19 protein-coding genes are annotated in these 22769 nt (G+C 57.4%); 6 read left to right on the forward strand and 13 right to left on the reverse strand.

The annotated features are described in order from the left end of the window. Window positions 1-2 precede the first annotated feature (2 nt). Window positions 3-902 carry an NAD(P)-dependent oxidoreductase gene (locus tag LA5095_RS29825; RefSeq protein WP_055391613.1) on the reverse strand — a complete coding sequence of 300 codons (900 nt, stop codon included), beginning with the start codon at window positions 900-902 and terminating at the stop codon, window positions 3-5. A 1-nt stretch (window position 903) separates the two neighbouring features. Next, window positions 904-2280, reverse strand: a complete 1377-nt coding sequence (locus LA5095_RS29830; RefSeq protein WP_055391614.1) for an aminotransferase — start codon at window positions 2278-2280, stop codon at window positions 904-906. A gap of 102 nt (window positions 2281-2382) precedes the next feature. Here LA5095_RS29830 and LA5095_RS29835 point away from each other — a divergent pair, with 102 nt between their 5' ends. Then, on the forward strand, window positions 2383-3309 hold the full coding sequence (locus tag LA5095_RS29835) for a LysR family transcriptional regulator (RefSeq protein WP_055391615.1): 927 nt from the start codon (window positions 2383-2385) through the stop codon (window positions 3307-3309). Window positions 3310-3321: 12 nt separating this feature from the next. On the opposite strand, the gene LA5095_RS29840 is transcribed toward LA5095_RS29835, so the two are convergent. From LA5095_RS29840 to LA5095_RS33585, 4 genes are all read right to left on the reverse strand, one after another. Beyond that, the gene (locus tag LA5095_RS29840) at window positions 3322-5733 is read right to left on the reverse strand and encodes an FAD-dependent oxidoreductase (RefSeq protein ID WP_208992918.1); all 2412 of its coding nucleotides are present in this window, start codon (window positions 5731-5733) and stop codon (window positions 3322-3324) included. 10 nt (window positions 5734-5743) lie between these two features. After that, window positions 5744-8158, reverse strand: a complete 2415-nt coding sequence (locus LA5095_RS29845; RefSeq protein ID WP_055391617.1) for a GcvT family protein — start codon at window positions 8156-8158, stop codon at window positions 5744-5746. A gap of 3 nt (window positions 8159-8161) precedes the next feature. Next, window positions 8162-9661, reverse strand: a complete 1500-nt coding sequence (locus tag LA5095_RS29850) for a trimethylamine methyltransferase family protein (protein ID WP_055391618.1) — start codon at window positions 9659-9661, stop codon at window positions 8162-8164. Window positions 9662-10698: 1037 nt separating this feature from the next. After that, the gene (locus LA5095_RS33585; RefSeq protein ID WP_408010536.1) at window positions 10699-11049 is read right to left on the reverse strand and encodes a transposase; all 351 of its coding nucleotides are present in this window, start codon (window positions 11047-11049) and stop codon (window positions 10699-10701) included. A gap of 23 nt (window positions 11050-11072) precedes the next feature. On the opposite strand from LA5095_RS33585, the gene LA5095_RS33590 reads away from it, so the two are divergent. Next, window positions 11073-11222 carry a hypothetical protein gene (locus LA5095_RS33590; RefSeq protein ID WP_408010533.1) on the forward strand — a complete coding sequence of 50 codons (150 nt, stop codon included), beginning with the start codon at window positions 11073-11075 and terminating at the stop codon, window positions 11220-11222. Window positions 11223-11779: 557 nt separating this feature from the next. After that, complete coding sequence (hutC, locus tag LA5095_RS29860) at window positions 11780-12493, forward strand: histidine utilization transcriptional repressor HutC (protein WP_055391619.1); 714 nt, start codon at window positions 11780-11782, stop codon at window positions 12491-12493. Between the two features lie 202 nt (window positions 12494-12695). Here the strand turns inward: hutC and LA5095_RS29865 are convergent, their stop codons facing one another. From LA5095_RS29865 to LA5095_RS29895, 7 genes are all read right to left on the reverse strand, one after another. Next, window positions 12696-13727, reverse strand: a complete 1032-nt coding sequence (locus LA5095_RS29865; protein ID WP_055391620.1) for a zinc-dependent alcohol dehydrogenase — start codon at window positions 13725-13727, stop codon at window positions 12696-12698. A 5-nt stretch (window positions 13728-13732) separates the two neighbouring features. Continuing rightward, window positions 13733-15058, reverse strand: a complete 1326-nt coding sequence (gene hisD / locus LA5095_RS29870; RefSeq protein WP_055391621.1) for a histidinol dehydrogenase — start codon at window positions 15056-15058, stop codon at window positions 13733-13735. A gap of 30 nt (window positions 15059-15088) precedes the next feature. Further along, window positions 15089-15889, reverse strand: a complete 801-nt coding sequence (locus LA5095_RS29875; RefSeq protein WP_055391622.1) for an ABC transporter permease — start codon at window positions 15887-15889, stop codon at window positions 15089-15091. Next, window positions 15886-16830: an ABC transporter permease gene (locus LA5095_RS29880; RefSeq protein WP_055391623.1), complete on the reverse strand. Its 945-nt coding sequence runs from the start codon at window positions 16828-16830 to the stop codon at window positions 15886-15888. The genes LA5095_RS29875 and LA5095_RS29880 overlap by 4 nt, the downstream gene beginning before the upstream one ends. Window positions 16831-16897: 67 nt before the next feature. Further along, window positions 16898-18001 (reverse strand): ABC transporter substrate-binding protein, encoded by a 1104-nt coding sequence (locus LA5095_RS29885; RefSeq protein ID WP_055391656.1) that lies wholly within the window; start codon window positions 17999-18001, stop codon window positions 16898-16900. Between the two features lie 41 nt (window positions 18002-18042). Then, complete coding sequence (locus LA5095_RS29890) at window positions 18043-19110, reverse strand: ABC transporter ATP-binding protein (protein ID WP_082442999.1); 1068 nt, start codon at window positions 19108-19110, stop codon at window positions 18043-18045. A 190-nt stretch (window positions 19111-19300) separates the two neighbouring features. Continuing rightward, window positions 19301-20068 (reverse strand): glucose 1-dehydrogenase, encoded by a 768-nt coding sequence (locus LA5095_RS29895; RefSeq protein ID WP_055391625.1) that lies wholly within the window; start codon window positions 20066-20068, stop codon window positions 19301-19303. Window positions 20069-20159: 91 nt separating this feature from the next. Here LA5095_RS29895 and hisC point away from each other — a divergent pair, with 91 nt between their 5' ends. The 3 genes from hisC (at window position 20160) to LA5095_RS29910 (ending at window position 22212) form a co-directional block, all read left to right on the forward strand. Then, on the forward strand, window positions 20160-21317 hold the full coding sequence (gene hisC / locus LA5095_RS29900) for a histidinol-phosphate transaminase (protein ID WP_055391626.1): 1158 nt from the start codon (window positions 20160-20162) through the stop codon (window positions 21315-21317). A gap of 65 nt (window positions 21318-21382) precedes the next feature. After that, window positions 21383-21583 carry a YceI family protein gene (locus tag LA5095_RS29905; RefSeq protein WP_055391627.1) on the forward strand — a complete coding sequence of 67 codons (201 nt, stop codon included), beginning with the start codon at window positions 21383-21385 and terminating at the stop codon, window positions 21581-21583. Between the two features lie 344 nt (window positions 21584-21927). After that, window positions 21928-22212 (forward strand): hypothetical protein, encoded by a 285-nt coding sequence (locus LA5095_RS29910; RefSeq protein WP_144436216.1) that lies wholly within the window; start codon window positions 21928-21930, stop codon window positions 22210-22212. Window positions 22213-22769: the final 557 nt, after the last annotated feature.

Here is a 22769-nt window from a genome sequence, read left to right on the forward strand (position 1 = left end):
GGTCAGTCGGTCCCTGTCGTTTTTGTCTGCTGTTTCAGCGCGGTGAAATATGAAGAAAAGTCGAGATCCCCTCCGGTCGCTTCGGCAAATCGCGTGAAAGCGCGCGCCGCTTCCGCACCGAATGGCGTGACTTGCCCACTCATCTGCGCCGCCGCCTGGGCAAGACGGAGATCCTTGGCCATGAGGCGCGCGGCAAACCCCGGCGCGTATCCGTTCGAGGAAGGTGCAGCGGGAACCACGCCGGGGATTGGACAACGATTTTCAAGGGTCCAGCTTTGCGCGGCGGCGCCTGCGCACAATTCGTAAAACTGGTCGGCATCAAGCTTGAGGGCCTCTGCCAGCGCGAAGCCTTCGAAAACGGCCATTGCGGTGATACCGCAAATCATGTTGTGGCAGGCTTTTGCCGCCTGGCCAGACCCGGCAGCTCCAAAATGGGTAGTCTTCTTGCCGAGGTTTTCAAGCAGGGGCCGAGCCAGCGAAACGTGATCCGCGTCACCCCCGACCATGAAACTCAACTCACCGGCCCCGGCAGCCTCCGGTCCGCCGGAGACCGGCGCATCGATCTGCGCAAATCCCTTCTCCACCGCCAGTTTATTCAGGGTCCTGGCGGTTTCCAGGTCAATGGTCGAGCAGTCGATCAAAACGGCACCCGAGTGCGCATTGGACAAAATTGCCCCTTGATAGACATCCATCACCTGCGGGCCTTCGGGCAACATTGTTACGACGGCATCGACGCCGGAGAAATCCGCTTGCTGAGGCGTCACCGCCCCCGAAAACCGGTCACGTGCGCCTGGGTCCAAATCAACGCCGGTCACTTCATAGCCTGAACGTGACAAGTGCAAAGCCATAGGTGCGCCCATGGCTCCGAGACCGATGATGGCGATGTGTTTCAGCGGATCCATATCAGACCCTGCCACGAACGACGGCCCAGGCATCATCGAGCGCCGCCTTGAAACGGTCTGCGGCGATCTCGATTTCGTATTCCTTGATGATCAGCGGTGGCATGAAACTCATTCTGTCACCGATCGCTCTTAGGTAAAGTCCCCGATCATGGGCGAAGTTCTGAACGAGCTCACCTACTTTCCAGGAAGGGTCGAACGGTTCGCGCTTTGTGGCGTCCTTCATCAGCTCGAGACCGCAGAACAGACCGACGCCGCGCACTTCGGCGACCAATGGGTGATCTGAAAGCGCGCGACAACGGGCAAGAAAAGTTTCGCTGACCTTGCGCACATGGCCGACAAGGTCGATTTCATCGTAGATGTCGAGCGCCTCCAGCGCGACAGCCGCTCCCACAGGATGGCCAGCATAGGTATAACCATGCCCGAAAACGCCGACTTCATCGGAGTTTTTCATCATGTCGGCATACATCTCGTCCTTGAACATCAGAGCGGAGATCGGAAAGAAGGCCGCTGAAAGCGCCTTGGCGCAGGACACCATGTCTGGTTTCAGCCCCCAGGTTTGCGATCCCCAGAGATTGCCGGTGCGGCCGAAACCACAGACCACCTCGTCGGCCACAAATTTGATGTCGTATTTGCGCAGGACCGCCTGCATCGCGTCCCAATAGCCTTCAGGCGGCATCAGTGCGCCACCACCGGATATTGCCGGTTCAGCGAAAAAGGCCGCAACGGTTTCCGGGCCTTCGGACAGTACCAGGTCCTCGAAGTGTGCTGCCATACGATTTGAAAATTCGATTTCGCTCTCACCGTCAATGTGGAAGCGATAATAGTTCGGCAGTTCCGTATGCTTGAATTCCGGCAGTGGCAGGCCGAACTTCCTATGCATGTGCGGCTGACCGGACAGCGAAACGGTCGCCACCGTGTTGCCGTGATAGCCGCGAACCCGCCCGATGATCTTCCTGCGGTTCGGGTTGCCGTTGGCGGTGTTGGTATACCAGAGCAGCTTGATTGCCGTGTCATTCGCCTCCGATCCCGAGCACTGGAACATGACGCGGTTCATGCCGCCGGGAGCCAAGCCGATCAGGCGCTCGCCCAGCTCCGCCACCCGTGGATGCGACCTGTTGTAGAAGGTGGGTGCGAAAGGCAGGGTGTTCATCTGGCCCATCGCCGCATCGGCCAGCCGCTCATTGTGATAGCCGAGACTGACACAGCCAAGGCCGGAAAACCCGTCGATGATCTCCCGCCCCTCGCTGTCGTAGATAAAAACGCCCTTACCATGTGTGATCATGGTCGGCCCTTTTTCAGCATGCTGGCGCAGGTTCGACTGCGGGTGAACGTGATGGGCGATATCCGCTTTGATCGAATGCTTGGCGTCGGCGTTCATGTCGGGCTCCAATCGAATTCACCGATCCGATTTCGCACCCACCTTGACTGAAAACCAATCTCGAAGTTTTCTCACTTTCGTGAATCAATTTCAGGCTACTCGATGAAACCTCTACTCGATCTGCGACATCTACAACTGATCCAGGCCATCATTGAAACAGGACGCATAACCGACGCGGCTGAAAAGCTCGGCGTTACCCCGTCGGCCCTGTCGCACCGCTTGCGCGAGGCGGAGCGCCGGCTGGACGTGCCGCTGTTCACACGGATGCACAAGCGCCTGCGCAAGACACCGGCGGCCGAACACATGGCTGTTGTCGCGGAAAGGATCCTGACTGACCTCAGTCGCGCGGAACAGGACGTCAGGCGCATGAACGCCGGTATCCAGCACGTCGTGCGCCTGTCGGTCGAAGCCTACAGCAACTATCGCTGGTTGCCTTCCTTCATCCGGTATCTCAAGGCGCGGACCGACGGGATCGATCTTCAGATCATGGCCGGTGCCAGAAGCAATCCGCTCGCCGGAGTCCAGAACCGGCATATCGACATTGCGGTGGTCTCAGGCAATGTCACCCAGGCAGGACTGTCTGCCATCCCGCTATTTGAAGACCCGCTTCTCTATATCATGTCGCCGACGCACAGGCTCGCTGACCGCGACTTCGTCGAGGGCTACGATATCGTCGGCGAACCCTTCATAACCTATACAAAGGTGCCCGAACCCGACCGGGAATTTGCACGCCTGTTTCGCCCCACTGACAGCTATCCTCAATGGGCGGCGACGGTTGAACTGCCCGAAGCCATTGTGGAACTGGTCGCCTCGGACCTTGGAACAAGCGTGCTTTCGAGCTGGGCGCTTCAGACCGCGCTCGACGAAGGACGCATTGTCGGCGCACGTGTCACCGAGGAAGGCGTGACCGTGCCCTGGTGCGCGGTCATGCGCACCGAAGACATGGACGACGACGATCCCATCCACAGCGTTGCCAGGCTTCTGGCCGACTGGTGCCGTGAGCCGGATGCAGGATTCCACCTAAGATAGCGGTGCAGGGTCTCAGCCGCGCATTCTTGAGTTGGACGGATCATAAAACCCGCGCGCACTTGCGAACGCATCAACCGCACGTCCGGCCACCAGGATCCGATAATCGTTGGCGACCAACTGCTTCAGTGAAACACCCTCGGGCCAGGTCACGTAGCCCATACCGATCGCTGACCCGGTTGACCAGCCGTAGCTTGCGGACGTCAATCGGCCGACGATTTCACCGTCCCTCACAATCGGTTCCTTGCCGAAGACCAGCGCATCCGGGTCAGCAAGCCGGAACAACAACAGCCGGGAATCCGGACCACTCTTCCGTCTCGCCAGGATCGCTTCCTTGCCCCTAAAATCCGTTTCGAAATCGCAGGCAAAGGTCAGTCCCGCGTCCACCGGGCTGTCGAAGGGGCCAACATCGTGTCCCCAATGCCGGAAGCCTTTTTCGATCCTGCAGGAGTCGACCGCCATGCCGCCGCCAAGCCTCGGTGCTTCAGGTGAAGCGGCCAGTGTCTCAAAGACGTGCTGCGCAAACTCGCAAGGAACATGCAATTCCCAGCCAAGTTCCCCGACATAGGTTATCCGCTGTGCGCGAACAGGTGCATAGCCCACATGGATGTTCTGCCAGCTGGCAAACGGAAATGCGTCGTTTGTAAGGTCAGTATCTGTCAGTCCTTGAAGGAAGTCTCGCGAGCGCGGCCCCATGATGGCCAGTGTCGCTTCCGAGGACGTGATGTTGGCGACACTGACGCCGGTTTCCAGCAAAGACGTCTTCAACCAGTATTCTGTCTGAGGCTCAGCTCCCGCCGACGCCATCACCAGATATTGATTCGCTGAAAGGCGCGCAACCGTCACGTCGGCTTCGATCCCGCCCTGGTCGTTGAACATGTGAGTGTAGATCAGCACACCTGGCGGTGCGGACATATCTGCTCCGCACAGGCGCTGCACCTGTTGTTCCGCATCCGCGCCTTCTACCAGAAATCGTCCAAAGGTCAGGTCGATCATGCCAAGATCGGTCCGCAGCGCCTCATGTTCATCACGCCATGCATCGAACCACGGCTGACGGCCAAACCCATCGGTGAATTCGGCCCCGTAGACAAGCGGCCTCTCCCAACCATTTGCACTGCCGAATTGCGCTCCAGCGGCCTTCAGATGTGCGAAGTAAGGTGTTCGGCGCAGGCCGCGCGCCTGGTCCTTGCGCAGGTATGGCCAATGCATGGCGTAGGCATGGGACAGCGTCTCGGCCGCCTTGACCGCGGTGTAATTCGCCGCATTCAGACCGGGCACGACACGGCGGCTGTCGACATCGGTCAGATCCATGGTCATGTGACCGGCCATTATCCACTCGGCCAATGCCTTGCCGGCGCCTGGCCCGTTTTGAATGCCGGTGGAATTAAACCCGGCCGCTACCCAAAGACCCTTTATCTCGGCAAACGGCCCGAGGTAGTGCCTCGCGTCTGGTGTGAAGCATTCCGGACCGTTGAAGAATTTTCTGATCCCTGCATCTGCAAGTGCGGGAACCCGCTCCATCGCCGCTTCCAGAACCGGATAAAGATGCTCCTCGTCACAGGGCAGTTCGTCAAACTCGAACCGGTCAGGAATGCCACCTTCAGGTAACCATGGCGTTGCATTCGGCTCCGAGCAACCGATCAGCAGTTTGCCGGCATCTTCCTTGTAGTAGGCATACTCGTCCATAACCCTGAGGACAGGCAGATCGCCGGAAAGCCCCTCAATCGGGTCCGTGACTACATAATAGTGATTAGTTCTGTTCAGCGGCACCTGAACGCCATGCGACAGTCCAAGGTCCCGGGCCCACATACCGGTGGCGTTGACGACGTGCTCGGCCCGTACCATCCCTCTTTCCGTCTCGACGCCGGCAACTTTGCCTCGTTGCACAACGACGCGCTCGACCTTGCAATCTTCGAAAATCTGTGCCCCGCCGGCTCTTGCCCCCTTGGCGAGGGCCATGGTCGTGTCGATTGGATTTGTATAGCCGTCTCCGGGATACCAGAACGCGCTTTGCGCTCCGTGCGCCGACAACAACGGCCATCTTTCCACGGCTTCTGCAATGGAGATTTCTACCGCCCGGATACCGCAGCCATGCGCGTAGTCAACCTTGCGCCGCAATTCTTCGGTGCGCGCCTCGGTCAAGGCAAGCGTGATCGAACCGTTGCGCTTAAAACCGGTGTTCTGGCCCGTCTCGCTCTCAAGGCGCTCCATGAGATCGAGACCATACCTGGCAAGCGTACACATGACCGGAACGGCCTGGGTCTCGCTGACAAGCCCGGCCGCATGCCAGGTCGTGCCACTGGTCAGTTTCTTGCGCTCAAAGAGCGCAACGGACCAGCCGGCCCTGGCCAGGTGATAGGCGACCGCACAGCCAACAATCCCTCCGCCGACGACGGCGACCTGAACATCCGTTGGAAGGTGTTTCACCATTGGTCGCCTAGCTCTTCAAGCGAGTGTTTTCTGGATCATAGAAAGGTAATGTGGTCACCGTAGCGCGCTCAGGGCTGCCCAGAATTTCGATATCGAAGACCTCACCTGGCTCAACATCGATTGTGAGGTATCCGAGCGCAATTCGCCTGCCGATGCGAAAGCCGGTGCCGCCGGAAGTGACATAACCGACCGGTTTGCCTTCCCTCAGGATCGGTTCGGATGACAGTGGATCGGGCCCGTCATCGTCCAGCACAAACCCGGCGAAATGGTAATCCTTTGGCTGTTTGACTTGTTCAAGAAACGCTTCGCGACCAACGAACCGGTCTTTCTTCTTGCTGACGAACCGGTCGAGCCCGGCGTCGAGCGCCGTATACTCGATGCCAAAATCCGCCCCCCAGCCGTGGTAGCCCTTTTCAATCCGCATCGCGTTGAGTGCGTAGGAGCCAAACTGCACAATTCCTTCACTTCGCCCTTCACGCATGATCGCGCCATAAACCGTTTCGAGATCTTCACTGCGCATGTGAAGCTCCCAGCCTAGTTCGCCAATGTAGGAAACCCGAAGGGCAATTGCCTCCGCATCGGCAATCGTAATCTCCCGCACCGACATCCATGGAGCCGCGTCCCTTGAAAGATCGGCATCGGTCAATGGCTGCAGGATATCGCGCGATTTCGGTCCCATGACCATCAGGGCTGCATCGAAGGCCGACCCGCGTCGCAACGACACTCCCTCCTCCGGAAGGAATTGGGTCATCCAGTCATGATCACGCTGATCGGCAAGCGTCGGGCCGCAAAGCAGGAACCTGTCCTCTGCCAGCCGCGCGATTGTCGCTTCCGACCAGACCTTGCCTTTTGGTGTCAGCATGTAGCTCAGCTTGACGCGGCCGACTGCCGGCATCGCGCCGCAAAAGACATGATCCAGGAAATCGGTCGCGCCCGGTCCTTCCACCTCGTAGCGGGTGAAGCCGCCATGGTCCATGACACCGGCACGATCGCGTAAGCCTTCGCATTCTGCGCGGACCGCCTCGTGCCAGACCTCATGATGGAAGGAGAGTTCGCCGTCATCTTTGGCTACATCTGTCTCGAACCAGAACGCACGCTCCCAGCCAGCGACCTGACCGAAAACGGCACCTTGTGCTTTCAATGTGTCATAGAGCGGCGTCCGCCGGACCGGACGGGCCGATTTCCAGATCCGGTGTGGATAGGGGATGGCGTACTGGTGCTCATAGAGCTCGCTTGCCCGCTTCGCAGTGTAATCGAAAGTCGCCCAGTCGCCGAAGCGGCGCGGGTCCCAATTGGACATATCCCATTCCGGCTCACCCTCGGTTATCCACTCCGTCAGGGTTTTGCCCGCTGCCGCCGAATGAGTGATGCCGACCGGAAAACAGCAGGCATGATAAAAGTTCGGCAGCCCGAAGGCCGGCCCGCAAAGCGGTGCTCCGTCCGGACTGTAGGGGATGGGTCCATTGATGAAGCGGCTAACGCCGGCCTCGCCCAGGATAGGCACATGGCTGAGCGCCGCCTCAAGCACCTTGGCGATGTCATCGATACTATCGGGAAACAACTGGTTGGCGAAGCAGTCAGGTGTTCCGTCCAGCCAGACTGGACGCCCTTCGTGGCCGTAAGAGCCAAGCAGGAGGCCGTTCCGCTCGCGGCGGAGGTAATACATGATGTCCGGATCACGCACGAGCGGGAAATTCTTCGGGTCGGCCTCCAGCTCCGGTAGACTTTCAGTCACCAGATACTGGTGCTCGAGTGTCACTACCGGCAGGCTTTGTTCGACCATCTCGCCGACCGCACGGCCATAGTAGCCGCTGGCATTAACAACGCTTTCACAAACCACATCGCCCTTGTCGGTCGAAACATGCCACTCACCGCCGGGCTGGCGCGTTATGCCGGTTACTTGCGTGAAACGCGCGACTTCCGCACCAAGATCACGCGCGCCCTTGGCAAGTGCCTGGGTCAACTGACTCGGATCGACGTCACCCTCGTAAGGATCAAAGATGCCCCCCATGACGCTCTCTCCGGACCTGAAATAGGGATGCATCGCATCCATCTCAGCAGGCGAAAGCATCGCAAGATCGTAACCGAGCCCCTTGGAAATACCGACCAGATGGCTGAAAAAGTCGATGCGCTCGCGCGTGTGCGCTGGCCAGAAGGCTCCCGTATGGCGATATGTGATCGGATAACCGACTGTTTCGCCGAGATCCTTGTAGAGTCGCCAGGCATAGTTCCCGGCCCGCATCCCGCCCCAACTGTTGGCATAGGTCGGAATGTTGCCAGCCGCGTGCCAGGTGGAACCGCTGGTAAGCTCGTTTTTCTCGATCAGCAGGCAATCGCTCACCCCTGCCTTGGCCAGATGGTAGAGGACTGAAACGCCGACGGCACCGCCCCCGATGATGACAACCTGAGCGTGGGTTTTCATGGGCTAAAGCCGTTCTGAAAGATGAATTGGTAGACGCTCGCGCAACGCGGCCTCGATGTCGCCTGGCAAATGCGTCGGCGCCGGCAATGCCTCGATTTCCGAAACCCGGGCGATCGCCTTGTCCCAGACCGTCAGGGCTCCAGCCTCCAGCCAGTCGCTGACGCTCTGACGGTCGCCGAGGCTCGGATAAAGATACTCCTTGGTCATGAGATCCAGGGTCTGTGCGGTTCCAAGGAAGTGCCCCTCGCCGGTCACCACCTGTTCAATCATGTCGAGATCGATAGAGCCGTCGAGCAATTCGACGCCGCGCACCGTGCGCATGATTGCGCCGCACATGTCATTGTCGATGACAAGTGCTTCCTTGCTGGCAACCATGATCGAGCCGAGCATGCCGACACTGAGGTTGATCATGTCCGCGCCTGCCTGCGCAGATAGCGCAATGGTATAGCCCTTTTCATAGCCCGATTGCGCATCGGCGGTCTTGGCGTCAGTCATGCCGGCGGAGACTGTGGAAGGAAGTCCGAGGTTCAACAGCAGTTGGGCTGCAGCCGCATTGGCCACAGCGGCCTCGCCGGACCCGCCTGTCATTGCCCCTGTCCGCAAGTCGGAAACAAACGCCAGAAACGCAAGAATGCAGGGGAATCCGGGTTTCATCATGTTGACCAGCACCAGCCCTGCCAGCGACTCGGCAAGCCCTTGCGCCAGAGCACCAGCGAGAGCGGCCGGGCTCGTCGCCCCGGCCTGCGCAGCAGAACAGATCTGCAGCGGCATTCCCAGACGGACACATTCCTGCATGACCCCGCAGGCCTCTTCAGCAAGCGTCAGCGGTGGCACAACGTGGCAAACCGAGGCAAAGCAGAAGGGCTGCGCGGCAAAGGATGTTTCCCCCAGAGCCGCATCAAGCATTCCGACCACCGGCGCAACATTGGCCGGTTCAAAGAAGCTCGTTCCGATGGGTTTGGACGTTGCCTTCAGCCCCGCAAAGGCCGTGTTGATGTCCAACACAAAAGGATCGGTCATGTCTCGGGCGACAACGGGGCGCAGCGAGTAGTGAATGTTGTCACATGCATCGACGACACGCATCAGGGAATAAAGATCTTCAAGCGTGCTGTCGCGAAATATCTCCGTTGCCGCCTCCAGAACCTGGACCGCCGCCCCGCCTGTGCCGATGTGAACGCGGCCGCCGCCGACCTCGATCCCGCGCTCCCGTAGAAAGCCTGGCAGCTCCACGCGTTTGCACGCGCGTTCAATCATGTCCTCAACAAGAGCCCTCGAAAAGGTGATCCGTCCGTTGCTGCGTTCTCCCGCACCGTTCTCGAGCGCCAGCGATCGAATGTCAGGAGGTGCACCGCCGACGCCGATCTGTTCCAGAATTGCGAAGGCCGAATTGGTAATGTCGATCAGCTTTTCAGCCGTCAGCGGAGCGAAGCGTCCGCCAACCTGCGGTTGAAGCGGCGTGGCTCTTACACTGCTTGCCTTGCGTTTCAGTCTTGACCGGCGCATCGATGACTTTCCGAATTCACTGCAATGGATGGAGTGTCCCCGAAGAGTTCCTTAAATCCAATTCAAAAAAAAGCGGAATTAGATGAATCAATTTCACGTAATTCGCAACGCAAACCATTTGGGCGAAACTGTCTCGCGCACCCGAAAGCGCTAGTCAAAACGAGCTAATTTTGTGATCGCTGCGGGTCACAGCTGCCAATTCCACTACGTTTCAAACTGACCTGCTTCCAATGATTGGGGCCGTTTGAGGTGAGACTTTTCTCGTAAAGTGCCAGGCAAACATCGGCACACTGATTGCGTATGCCATCCTGGTCTTTTCGCTGGTTTATCTGTTTGCTGCAGGACAAGACATTGGCCCTGCTGGAAAGGAGCTCATGGACGGACTCTATTCCAGCTTTGTGCTCCTGACTGTTCCGTTATTTATCGTCACTGCAAACATCATGAACACAGCTACGATCAGCGATCGTCGATCAGCTTCTGCAGATTTACGTCGCGCTTGTCGGTCGCTTTCGTGGCGGGCTTGCGGGCTACGCAGCTGATAGAGGGAAACAGGTTGGCACAGTGGTTTTCCAAAGGTTTGATGGACACTGGCAACAAACCCGACGTTTATCCGTTTCAAATCAGTTTCTTGCGAGAAAACAAAACCACCACAAAGTGGAAACCACTGGGTTGGGGGTAGTGACTGTAGCGGTCCTCCGCTACCAATTTCAGCCAAGACGATCCTGCTTAATCAAGTATCACACCCGGAGCGGCAGAACGAAGCGTTCAGCCGCCGTTTCAGTCTTTCGTAATGCCTTTTTCAAAGGTGTGGTCGGGGTAACCCAATATCGCTCCGATCAAAACGATCACTTTTTCCGGAGTTTCCCGACGCCAGAGTGCCAGATCCAGCTGTGCATAAAGGGCTTCACAAAACCAGGACAAAGTTTGTGATCAGCCCTCTTACACTGGAGACAAACTCAAAAATTCGCAATCAAATCGGACCGGTTTTAAGGGTCAAGACCAGGGGTGACTGCTTCGATTACTATTGCAGTCGCGGCTCAAAGGTCCTCGACGGTGCTGTCAGCAGCTTTCTTCACGAGAGCCTTGATCTTTGAGAAAGCCATCTCGATCGGATTGAGGTCGGGGCTGCAGGGTGGCAGGAAGAACAACCGCGCGCCTGTGACTTCCATAGCGAGGCGCATCGCGACGGGTTTGTCGGCAGGCAGGTTGTCCATCTCGACGATGTCTCCCAGCTTCAGCGTCGGAGCCAGGATCTGCACGAAATAGGCCAGGAATGCTGTACCATTCATGGCCCTCCCAGCGTCACCGGCGCTGTGATCCCCGACAACCGGCAAGGCGCCACGAATGTCGTCGTCTTCCAGTGCCCACGTGGAACCGGTGCGCGACACCGTTCACCGCGCGGCGAGCGCCCGTGAGTTCGAACCATATTGGTGGAGATGCCAGTCTCGTCAATGAACACCAGACGCCCTGGATCGAGATCGGGCTGAGCCTCGAACCAGCTCTCTCGCCTGCGCTTTACATCCGCGCGCTCCTGTTCGCTGGCATTCGCTGTCTTTTTTGAACGTGAGAGCATTACGAGCCAAGAAGCAATCATCAGAACTGGTCGATGTTTTCAGACCGAATTTCTTGTGTAGATGGTCCACGATTTCCGCGAGAGTGATATCGGGCCTTGCCTCTGTCAGCTCAAGGATCTCATCACGAACCGCCTCAAGCGGACTGCGCGGCGAACGAGGCCCCATCTCTCAACTCGATGCGGCCGGTGCGCCGACAACGCTCCACCCATCGGATTGCCGTCGCTTTCTCAACACCGAACAGCTCTGCTGCGGCCCGACGGGACATTCCACCTTCAACGACATCAATCAAACACTTGCGTAAGTCAATCGACAGAGATTGATCAGCCCCAAGGGTTGATGGAAGCGCGCGCCTCCGCAGCGGCGGGTAGAAAAGAATCTTGTACAACAAGCTCTCTTGTCCACGGCGCGGCGATCGAAAGGTTAGGAAATCGCGATCAGGAAAGCATGTCCTATTTCTCTCTCGCCGAAAATTGTCCCCGCAACGCTCTTCAAGTATATACTTGAGAGCCGACGGTTCGCGCAACGACAACGAGCACAAGCACCTTTGACCAAGTCCCTGCACAAGAAAATTCTCGACGATGTTCATAGCAAGATCGTGACCGGCGAATGGCCGGCGGGTCACCGAATACCTTTTGAGACCGATCTTGCAAAACACTATGGCTGTTCGCGCATGACAGTGAACAAGGCCTTGAGCCAGCTGTCCCGGGCCGGCCTGCTGGAACGCAACAAGAAATGGGGCACCTTTGTCAAGGAACCGCAGACACTGTCGGCAGCGCTGGAAATCTCCGATATCCGCAAGGAGGTCGAAGATGCCGGGAAAACCTACAGTTACACACTACTTAGTGACACGATCAGAGCCTCCACTGATCGGGAAGCGCAGCAGCTTGACCTCTCCAGAAGCGACCCGGTGCGAGACATCACATGCCTGCATTTCGCTGACAGCGAGCCGTTTTGCCTGGAGGAGCGGATTATCAATGTCGGCATCGTTCCAGGCTTGAAAGAGATCAGCTTTGACAGCGTCTCGCCTGGCCTTTGGATGTTGAGGAACATTCCCTGGAATATCGCCGAACACCAGATCCATGCGCTCGCAGCCGACGGCACTATCGCGGAAATGCTCCAGGTTCCCGATTGCTATCCATGCCTCGTCGTCGAACGCAAGACCAGGCAAAACGAAGGGTTTGTGACCATCGCCCGCCTGTTCTATCCCGGCGACAAGCACAGACTTGTCGCAAGTTTTACACCGACCGGTGCCGGTTAGAACCATGAGCGCATAGCTCTGAAGGAACGTGGATGCTTAGCGGCAAACACCTTTGATAACAGCCGGTGATGTGAAATCCCGCACCCCTCCTGTTCCAGACTTACAACACCTGGAGTGTGCCCGCTGCCGAAGCGCCACGACATCCCCCTCCCCTCCGGCACAGGTTCACCGCTGGAGAAGAACACCTTTCGGCTGAAACGACTCAGTCTGCCCCAGGCTTGCCGCTATTGGAAAATTCAATCAGCGTCTTGATGCCAGTCGCTTTACCCGAGCATATCCGGTCGTATTCTGCCGGTGTGTCTTCCGGCGAGATCCTGTGTTCAATGAGGGGTCTGAAGCGATCGGGATGCCGTTCAAGCAACTCCACAGCGCGGGGCAATTGATCTTTGAATGCATGGCAACCGACAAGTGCCAGCTCCCTTTCAACTGCGCCGACAGGATCGAACGGAAACGTTCCGGAACCAATTCCGACCATCGCCAACGTCGATCCGCTCAGCTTCGCTGCCAGATTGCAAATGACCTCCACGTTGCCGGTCGTGTCGATCACGTGGCGTACGGTTTTCCCGGGCAGGCTCTCGAACTGGTTGAAGGCCGCAAGATCGACCGGATACCCCGCACATGCCGTTGCAACGGTTTCAACGCGGAGGCGGTCGCGATCACATAAGAGGAGCGGCCGTTGGCAAAGAATATCGGAAACCACCGCAATCAATGCGCCAATCGGCCCGCAGCCGACCACCAGCAACGGATCATGGTTTTCGATCCGAACCCGATCGAGAGCATGAAGTGCGACTGCCAGCGGCTCGGAAAGCGTTGCAATATCCAACTCCATCGCGGGATCACAGGCAAGGACCAGCCGGTCAGGGAGCGTCGTGAAATCGGCAAACCCGCCGTCGATGCTCTCACCGACAAATCCCAGCTTGCTGCACAGATGATTGTTGCCTTGCAGGCAGTTGACGCATTTCGTGCAATAGTCCCTGGAATCGGCGACAACCTTGTCACCGACAGACACTCTGGTGACCCCTTCCCCGACCGCATCAACCGTCCCCGCAAACTCGTGACCGGCGATCGATGGCCGACAGGAAATCCATTGACCTGTCTTGTAGTTGTGAATGTCCGACCCGCAGATGCCTGCAAAGGCCACCTTGATCCGGACCTCGCCCCTGCCCGGCGCGGGTGCCGGATCAACATGCTCAAACCTAATGTCCAGCGGATCATGCAGTCGCACGGATCTCATGCAAATCACCCTTCCAGGTAAGGGTCGCGCATCTCCGACACGGCATTTTCATGCGATGAAAAACCTTCGTAATGTGCAAGCACCCTGGAATGCTTCGCCATTTCGGCATAGGCAGGACGGGTTACGTAGCCAACGGAACTGCACTTCACGAAATCATGCACCGACAAGGGACCATAGGTCCGTGCACCGCTGCTGGTCGGCAGAACCGCATTCGGTCCAAGTGCGAAGTTTCCAATGCAAACAGGGGTGTGCGGCCCCATCAGAATCTCCGCGGCTTCGGTTATGTGTCCCAGATGCTCAAAGGGTTCCGTCGACAGCAACTCAAGATGTTCGGGCGCATAGTCGTTGATGAAACGGTAGCTTTCTTCCACGCCGGAAGTGAGCACAACGCCCCCATTCTCGCCGCACAGCACCGCTCGCGAAAACTCGACCCGCTGTTCAGTCATCTTCGACCAATGTTCCGGCAAGGCCGCAAGCGCCTCTTCGGCAACGCGTCTCGAATGGGTCACCAGATAGGCGGAGCTGTCGGGCCCGTGCTCGGCTTCGATGAGAAGGTCAAGCGCCGCAAGACCGCCATGTACCGTATCATCTGCAAAGATAATCGCTTCTGAGGGACCAGCTGGCAGGCCGGGATCAATGACGTTCGACAGCAATTGTTTGGCGGCCACGACCCAGGGGCTGCCTGGCCCCACGATCTTGTGTGCCGGCCTCACTGTTTCGGTACCGAATGCCGCGGCCGCCACGGCCTGCGCGCCGCCGCATTTATAGACCGTCTCGACACCTGCGATCCGGGCGGCCACGAGGGTCGCCGCATCGACACCGCCATCCGGCGTTGGAGGTGTGAAGATCGCCAATTCGGGAACCTCCGCCACCACGGCCGGAACAGACGTCATCATGGTGACCGAGGGAAAGGCCCCCTTGCCGCGCGGAACATAGAGCGCGACGGAGCGGATCGGTGTGTACCGGTCCCCGGCAAATGCACCCGGCTTGATCTCCTTGAACCACATCGGTGCCGGTTTTTGTTCCTCGTGAAAGCTGCGGATGTTGGCAATGCCATGCCGGATCGCCTCGATGACCTCGGCATCGACAGCATCGAATGCGGCGTCGAACTCCGCCTCGCCGACCTTCAGCGTCGCAGCGGTCAAGGATGTCGCGCCGTCGAGATCCCGCCCGAAACGCACAAGCGCTGCATCGCCTTCCGTTTTCACCGCCTCGATGATCGGCTTGGCTCTTTCCATGAAACCGGAGAGATCCGCTTCCGAGCGGCGCAGAAGATCTTGATACGCTTCGGAACTCACGCTGCTGAGTTCATGGAAGGATATTTGAGACATAGACCCACACCTTTCGAGCGCCAACCGGCGTTACTTGGACTTCAGGAACACTTCCAGACCGACGATCCTGTCAAGAATAATGATCGCCAGCGCAGCGACCGCGATAAAGACGACGGACACCGCCGCAAGGTCGGGCGTTATGATTGCCCGGATCGAATTGTAAATCTGAACGGGCAGCGTCACGATCCGCGCATCAACGAGCAGCAGGCTCACCAAGAATTCATTCAGCGAAAGAATGAACATCAGCAACGCCCCGGTGATCACTCCCGGCGTGACCGCCGGCAGCGTCACGTTGAAAAAGGTTTGCAACGGACCCGCACCGCAGCTTTGTGCAGCTAGCTCCAGATCCGGATCCAGCGACGCGGCACTGGAGGACACAGCCCATATCATGAATGGCAGGTTGATGACCGCCGTCGCGATACCGATCGGCCAGAGGCTTCCCAGAAGTCGCAATTCGCCGAAGAGAAGCATCAGGCCGATGCCCGACCCGATGAGGGGCACAGTGAACGGCAACAGCAGATAGATCTGCAGCGCTCCCGCCCATTTCACCTGATACTTGGACAGGGCAATCCCCGCGAGCGTTCCGGCGGGCACCGACACGGCAACGCAAATACAGGCAACAATGACAGAGCGCAAAAACGCCTGCTGAAGATCGCGCTCTCCCAGTATTGCCACGTACCACTTGAGGGAGAACCCGTCGGGTGGAAAGTCTATGATGTTGCCGGCCGTGAAGGACGCTCCGAGAACCACCAGTGTCGGCGCGGACAATGCCACGACGCACAGGATTGCCACGGACCAGAAGACAATTGTTTGCGTGGGTGAGCGATTCATTTCCGGTTCGCCCCCAAGGCCAGCGTCCCGGCACCGAATACCGCAAAGATAAGGCCGACAGTCATTGATCCCACGGCAATAAGGATAAGCGTTAGCGAAGCCCCAAAGCCCTGATCGGACGTCCTGAAGAACTGGTCGTAGATCGCGTTGGCGACGAAGTCCTGCGAACCACCGCCCAGAATGGCTGGCATGGCAAAGTCTGTCAGCGACAAGGTCAACACAACCACACCGGCGCCGATCAGGCCGGGCCTTGCCATTGGCAAGACCACATGGAAAAGCGCTCTGACCCAGTTGGCACCGAGAGACGTTGCAGCCGCTTCGATATCTTCGGGAATTGCCGTCAGAGCAGGCGCCAGCATCAGGACACCGAAAGGCAGCATGTATTGAACAAGTCCGAACAGAACCGCCGGGTAATTGAAAAGAAGACGCAGCGGTTCAACGCCAACGAGAGCAAGCGCATCGTTAACGATGCCCTGATTTCCAAGGATGATCAGCCATCCATAGGCGCGCACGACCTGACCGATGAAAAACGGAAGAAACAGCGCGACAAGAAGGAACTTTCTGAGCAACGCGCTTGATGTCCTCACCATCACGTAGGCGTACGGAAAGGCAAGCAGCAGCGTAACCGCGGTTACGATGACAGCGCCAACAAGGCTGCGCCAGATGATTGTCGCCGTGAAACTCTCCGAAAAGGCACGCTGGTAGTTTTCAAGTGTCCAATAGTCGGAAAAGAGGAACGTGCTCCGGTCAAGTACGCGCAGAGACGAATCTCCTATGTAAAGCAGACCGACCGCGAGCGTGCCGACAAGAAGGACAGCTGGCGTCAGCAACAGGTAGGGCGTCAGCCGGCCGCCGCCTCGAGGCAGCACAAGGGCGAAGGCCGCCTCCAGCACGTCCATGAAACGCCAGCTGATCGGGTACGAAGTCTTGTATCTGCGCATAAAGAGCTCGAATGGGTGGGATGCCGGGCAGGCCTCACCTGCCCGGCTGGTACCAGTTTTATTGCGTTCAACCCTGCATGATCTGCTTGAATTTCGAGAACCACTCGCTCTCGTTTTCCACCTGGATCTGGCCCGAAATACGGATCAGGCGTTCGAAATCCTCGGGCTTGGTCGGGTAGGACGGATCTCCAGCCAGACCTTCCGGAGGTGTCAGCCCGGGCACAACACCCGGCAGTCCGAGCCCGTCCAGCCAGACCTGCTGGTTTGCTTGGGTCAGTGCTGAATTGATGTACTCCCTGGCCCAGTAAAGATCGGATTCGGAATGACCTTTCGGAATCCACAGACCATCCGTATCGAACTTTGCGCCTTCTTCGGGAACCGTCCAGGCTATGTCGACACCACTTCTTTTCGCACCGAGCGCATTCGTGGAAATCGTGCACGCAGCATCGATCTCGCCTCGCTGGAACCAAGTGACGAAATCCGGATCCTCACCGAGCAACGGGTTCTGCGCCTTGATCTTTTCAACGAACTCCCAGCAGGCATCCATGTTGCCCGGGATATCCTCGAGCGCACCGCCGCCCGCGACCTGCGCCGGGAAATGAAAGCCGATACCGTCGTTGTAAAAGGCGATCCGGCCCTTGAATTTCGGATCGAGAAGATCGTGATAGGATTTCGGAGGCCCATCGGGGAAGGCTTCCGGACGATAGGCCAGAACATAGACGTAGCCGTAAGTGTTGACGATCGGATAACCGTCCACGCCGACCGGCTTCGCAAGATCGGTGGTGCCCGAGAGGTTGGACAGGTCGGACAGATCTTCGCAAACGCCCCGGAGGGCCGACTTGGTGGCGTTCGTCGTCGTGTCCCAGTTGATATGAATGGGCGGTGTGCGGTTCTGCGCAACCGCGGCCCAGACTTTCGGCTGGATTTCATTATCCTCCGTCAGGTCGTGAATGATGCGGATGCCCGTTTTTTCGGTGAAGGGATCCGAAACGCCATTCTTGAGCGCTTCCACCCAAGGACCACCCCATGCACGGATAATGAGTTCGCTCGGCTTGTCCGGTTCAGCCGCCCGCAGCACAGAGGGCATCGAAACAGACGCGAGGCCGGTTGCGCCGACAGCGGCCGATGCTTTGAGAAGAGATCTTCTGTTCAGTTTTCTTTCAAAGTTCATTTCGTTCCCCTTTTCATGGACTGACGGCACTTTATCGCACCTTATTGTTTCGCCGGGAAAATCTGCAGATCCCGGTTCTTCCACCCTATGTGCACGAGGGCGCCCGGTTCGAGAGCGCTCTGATCGTTCCGATCGTGATGAATAATTTTCAGCGACTCGCCGCCGAGTTCCGGGACCTCAACCTCGTACACATGGCGTTCACCTTCAAAAATCGCGTCCAGAACGGTGCCCCGGAAATCGGCATCAAGTCCCGCCATCGACTGTTCGGCTGAAGCAATACGTATCTGTTCCGCTCGTATCGCCCCCTTGATCGGCGTTCCATCTTCCAGGGCAACGGCCCCGCCGTGAACGCCCATCAACTCGACATTGCCGAACCTTGCAGTCGCGTCAGCGCTGGTAACCCGCGTAAGGATGCCAGAAAGGTCGTTGGTCACACCGATAAAATTGGCAACAAAGGGGTTGCTTGGCATCCTGTACATCTGCGTCGGCGCCGCATTTTGCTGGATTTCACCATCATTCATCACGATGACCTGGTCGGAAACGACCAGGGCTTCGCGCTGGTCGTGAGTCACGTTGATCGTGGTGACGCCGAGTTCCTTCTGTATTCTTCGGAATTCAAGCTGCATTTCTTCCCGCAGCTTCCGGTCAAGGGCGGCCAGCGGTTCGTCGAGAAGAAGAAGATCCGGTTCGAACACCAGCGCCCTTGCAATCGCCACGCGTTGCTGCTGACCACCCGAGAGTTCATGAATCCTCCGGTTTTCGAAGCCGTCCAGCCGCACCAGCTTAAGATACTGCGCCACCCTGTCCGGGATCGTGCGCGCATCGAAGCGACGCATCTTGAGGGGAAAGGCCACGTTCTCCGCAGCCGTCATGTGCGGAAACAAGGCAAGCTTCTGAAAGACCATGCCGATCGAGCGCTTGTTCGCCGCCACCGCTCGAACTGAACGGCCGTTGATCAGGATTTCGCCACTGGAGGGTGTCAGAAAACCGGCGATCAAGCGCAGAAGTGTTGTTTTTCCGGACCCGGACGGGCCAAGGATCGTCAGGAACTTGCCGTTCTGAAGTTCGAAGCTTGCGTCTTTAACAGCTTTGAACGTTCCGAACGTCATCTCGACGTTTATAGCCGAGACTGCCGCCGCTTGGATTTCAGTCACTCTTTGCTGCCTTTGTGCATCGCGAGACTTGACAGGTCTGGTCTGCCGATACGCTATGTATATACATGAAATCGAAATTGCGAATTCTTGTCAAGACACGTGAGCCCTCTCCGGAGCGTATGCCGCCAGGCACCCTCCCGTTGGGTCAAATTGCGGCAAGAAATCCGCCGTCGATCCCCAGGCATTGCCCCGTGATGTATCGCGAGGCATCGCTGGCCAGGAACACGACCGCACCCTTGAGGTCCTGCGCATCGCCAAACGTCCCGAGCGGGATTTTCGCGAGCATCGCGGCCTTCCACGCATCATCCTGATAGAAGACATCCGTCAGCTCCGTTCGAAAGTAACCTGGTGCAATCGCATTGACGCGAACCTTGTGCGGTGCCCATTCCGCGGACAGGGCCCGGGTCATTCCAAGCAGCCCGGACTTAGATGACGTATAGGGCACTGCGGTTGGCACACCGACATAAGACGTCAGGGAACAGACGTTGATGATAGAACCGCCACCGCTCTCAAGCATGTGTCGAGCCGCTTCCTGGGCGCAGAAAAAAGCACCTTTCAGGTTGATCGAATTGATCCGGTCCCAAAGAGCCTCATCGACGTCGAGAGACGGACAGACCTCCTCGTAGCCGGCATTGTTGATGAGAATGTCCAGGCGACCCACATCTCTTGAAAATCCGGCCACTGCGGATTTCATAGCTGGGACATCCTGAACGTCCAGCTGCATATTAAGCGCTGTTCCCCCGGCTTTCTCCACGAGCGATTGCGTCTCCTCAAGGGAGCCCAGGATCCTCGATGTGATCGCAACGGTGGCTCCGGCCTCCGCCAAGCCCACAGCCATCGCCTGTCCGAGGCCCCGGCTTGCGCCCGTCACCAGTGCGCGTTTGCCCGTCAGATCAAAATTAGCCGGTGCCATGGTCTTGCTTCCTTCTGGTTCATGCTATTATGTATATACATAGACGCTTTCAAATCAACTGATCCCCGTCTGAAACGAGCACGAGCCCGCGATGACCGATCTGGACAAGATAATCAGGCCAAGCCTGAAACAGCTTCAACCCTACAATTCGGGTCTGTCCATGGCGGCGGTCCAGAAGCTTTGCGGACTTGCGGAAGTAAACCGCCTGGCGTCGAACGAGAACCCTTTCGGACCTGCACCAGACGTGCTGGAATATATCCGCAAGCAGCAGGATCATTTGCACATTTATCCGTCAAGCGAGGCATCCGACCTGCGGACCGGGCTTGCAGCGTATCTCGATACAGATCCGGACCTGCTCGTTTTCGGCAACGGTTCTGAAGAACTGTTGTCGATCATTTTTCGCAGCGTGATCGAACCTGGCGACAGAGTGATTACGCTTTACCCCTCCTTCCCGCTCCACGAAGATTATGCAGTTCTCATGGGTGCTGGCATCGAACGAGTGGGCCTTCGCGACGACCTGACCATCGATGTGGACAAATTGGTCGCGGCCGCCAGCAAACCCACAAAGCTCCTGATCTTTTCACATCCCGTCAATCCGGTGGGGTGCTGGATGTCGCGCGACGACCTTATGAAGGTGCTGGATACCCGGCATCCAGATACGTTGCTTGTGCTCGACGAGGCCTATTTCGAATTTGCCCTGAACGGGAACTACTGCAGCGGACTTGACCTTCTGGCTTCGGGCAAGGGACACTGGATCGTTCTGAGAACATTTTCCAAGGCCTGGGGCCTTGCCGGCCTCAGAATAGGTTATGGCGTGTGCAGTTCCCCCGACTTGGCAGCGGCCCTTGACCTGACCAAGACACCCTTCAACACAAACACGCTCGCCCAGACCGCTGCCTTGCTCGCATTGGGCAACGAAGCCCACACGAAGAAAAGCGTCGCTGCGATTGCCAAAGAGCGCGACAAGATGCGTACGGCGTTGATGGAACGCGACCTTCGCGTCGCACCGACGCAAGCTAACTATGTTTTCTTTGAAACAGACCTGCCCTCCGTCGAGGTCGCGGACGCCCTCATGCGCCTGGGCACATTGGTCAAGCCCTGGAAACAGGAGGGTTTCGACAGGTTCATCAGAGTGACCGTGGGACGACAAGAAGAAAACCGGCTATTTCTTGACCATCTGGACAGCATCAGGGTTCAGAATACACACAATGGGCGAAGACTAAAAAACACTGAAAACGCAAGCAAGTAGATGGAAGTGCGAAAGACCAGGACTGATCTCATTCCAACTCCACATGTTGCGCCAGAAGCCTAACCATGAACGGCAGAACTCAATCCGTGGTTCTGGATACAAAATTGAACAAAATGGCTTTCCACGACAAGGAGCAAAAGGACTGGATAGGGTTTGATGCAGCAACGTCATTGCTTCGATCAGAGTTCGGCCTTGGAAAATATGCGCCAGGCGTCAGTGACAAGGTCGATATTTCAATTTCAATTGAAGCTATGAAAGCGGAATAACCAACCGGCAATATTGTCTGCTCTCCCACAACATGATGAGAAAGCGGCGATTAATCCGCTTTGTTGAAGCGTCTAAATCTCGATTGGGCGGACAGAATTGCTTTGAGATGTCCTCCCGCAAATTTCGAGGATACGTCTGCCTTGCGCCCCCATACCGGTCGTTCGCCGCATTGAAGCCTGAGCCTGATATCAGGCATTCATTTTCGACGCAGCAATGTTACGTACGGGATGGGCGGCTTGCAGACGTTTGTTGCAGTGTGAACGAATGACCTCTCAGTGGATAATGCAAACAGTGTACACCACTTGCTACAATGGGTTCGTTCTGTGGCGATGCGCGCGTTAAGATGGTCGACGGGACAATTGTCCGAGCACACCAGCACGCCACATGCATTGGGCATGATACATACGAAGGACTTGGCCCGGTCCGCGGCGGGTCGACGACCAAGATCAACGCGGTGGTCGATACGAATGGCTTTCCGATCAAATTGGCCCTGGCGCCCGATCATCAACCTGACAGCCTGAAGGCCCCCGACCTGCTCAGCGAAGGACCTGAGAGCGGGTTGCTTTTGGCCGAAAAGTCTTACGACCCGGACTTCATCGGGTCTCTTGTCACTGCCAATGGCGGTTGAGCAAACATTCCTCCTCGACGTAATCGGCGAGCCCCGACCTGAGTCAGCCCGTTCCTTTCTCGAGATCGGAACATTATCGCACGGTTCTTCAACCGGATCAGGCATTGCCACTGCAACGCCACACGTTATGAGCAGCGCGCGATAAACCTCCCCGTATTCGTCAAGATCGCGGCAACCCGAATCTGGTTGCACTCTTATAAGTCCACGGCTTAGCGCCCTCGAAAACTTGGGCCATCCTCGACGCGCGCAACAAGAGAATGCTGTTCCAGGTTAACTCTTTAGATATTACGTTTCACTTGATGCTGCTTAGCTTTCACCTGCTTTGAATTTGATCGCAATATACACATTTCCCGAACAATTTTTACTTGAAACAATGCCCTTGTCTGGACGACACGTTCTGGAGGCATTGTTTGTTGCCGGCTTGTCAGCACTAGAACTTTCCAGGGTGAAAGTAGCGTTTGGCTCTCGTTTCTTATGAGCCAAATCAAGGCACAGGATTTACGCCTGCCTCAATAATTGCTCCAATAGAGAGTAAATCCGGCAAAAACACCATTGGG

It is taken from the genome of Roseibium album (assembly GCF_001404515.1).
Taxonomy (GTDB): domain Bacteria; phylum Pseudomonadota; class Alphaproteobacteria; order Rhizobiales; family Stappiaceae; genus Roseibium; species Roseibium album.

Coding starts and splice junctions, on each gene's coding strand:
- LA5095_RS29825 (WP_055391613.1), bottom strand. CDS start 902: ATGGATCCGCTGAAACACATCGCCATCATCGGTCTCGGAGCCATGGGC.
- LA5095_RS29830 (WP_055391614.1), bottom strand. CDS start 2,280: ATGAACGCCGACGCCAAGCATTCGATCAAAGCGGATATCGCCCATCAC.
- LA5095_RS29835 (WP_055391615.1), top strand. CDS start 2,383: ATGAAACCTCTACTCGATCTGCGACATCTACAACTGATCCAGGCCATC.
- LA5095_RS29845 (WP_055391617.1), bottom strand. CDS start 8,158: ATGAAAACCCACGCTCAGGTTGTCATCATCGGGGGCGGTGCCGTCGGC.
- LA5095_RS29850 (WP_055391618.1), bottom strand. CDS start 9,661: ATGCGCCGGTCAAGACTGAAACGCAAGGCAAGCAGTGTAAGAGCCACG.
- LA5095_RS29865 (WP_055391620.1), bottom strand. CDS start 13,727: ATGAGATCCGTGCGACTGCATGATCCGCTGGACATTAGGTTTGAGCAT.
- hisD (WP_055391621.1), bottom strand. CDS start 15,058: ATGTCTCAAATATCCTTCCATGAACTCAGCAGCGTGAGTTCCGAAGCG.
- LA5095_RS29875 (WP_055391622.1), bottom strand. CDS start 15,889: ATGAATCGCTCACCCACGCAAACAATTGTCTTCTGGTCCGTGGCAATC.
- LA5095_RS29880 (WP_055391623.1), bottom strand. CDS start 16,830: ATGCGCAGATACAAGACTTCGTACCCGATCAGCTGGCGTTTCATGGAC.
- LA5095_RS29885 (WP_055391656.1), bottom strand. CDS start 18,001: ATGAACTTTGAAAGAAAACTGAACAGAAGATCTCTTCTCAAAGCATCG.
- LA5095_RS29890 (WP_082442999.1), bottom strand. CDS start 19,110: ATGACGTTCGGAACGTTCAAAGCTGTTAAAGACGCAAGCTTCGAACTT.
- LA5095_RS29895 (WP_055391625.1), bottom strand. CDS start 20,068: ATGGCACCGGCTAATTTTGATCTGACGGGCAAACGCGCACTGGTGACG.
- hisC (WP_055391626.1), top strand. CDS start 20,160: ATGACCGATCTGGACAAGATAATCAGGCCAAGCCTGAAACAGCTTCAA.
- LA5095_RS29905 (WP_055391627.1), top strand. CDS start 21,383: ATGAACGGCAGAACTCAATCCGTGGTTCTGGATACAAAATTGAACAAA.
- LA5095_RS29910 (WP_144436216.1), top strand. CDS start 21,928: ATGGTCGACGGGACAATTGTCCGAGCACACCAGCACGCCACATGCATT.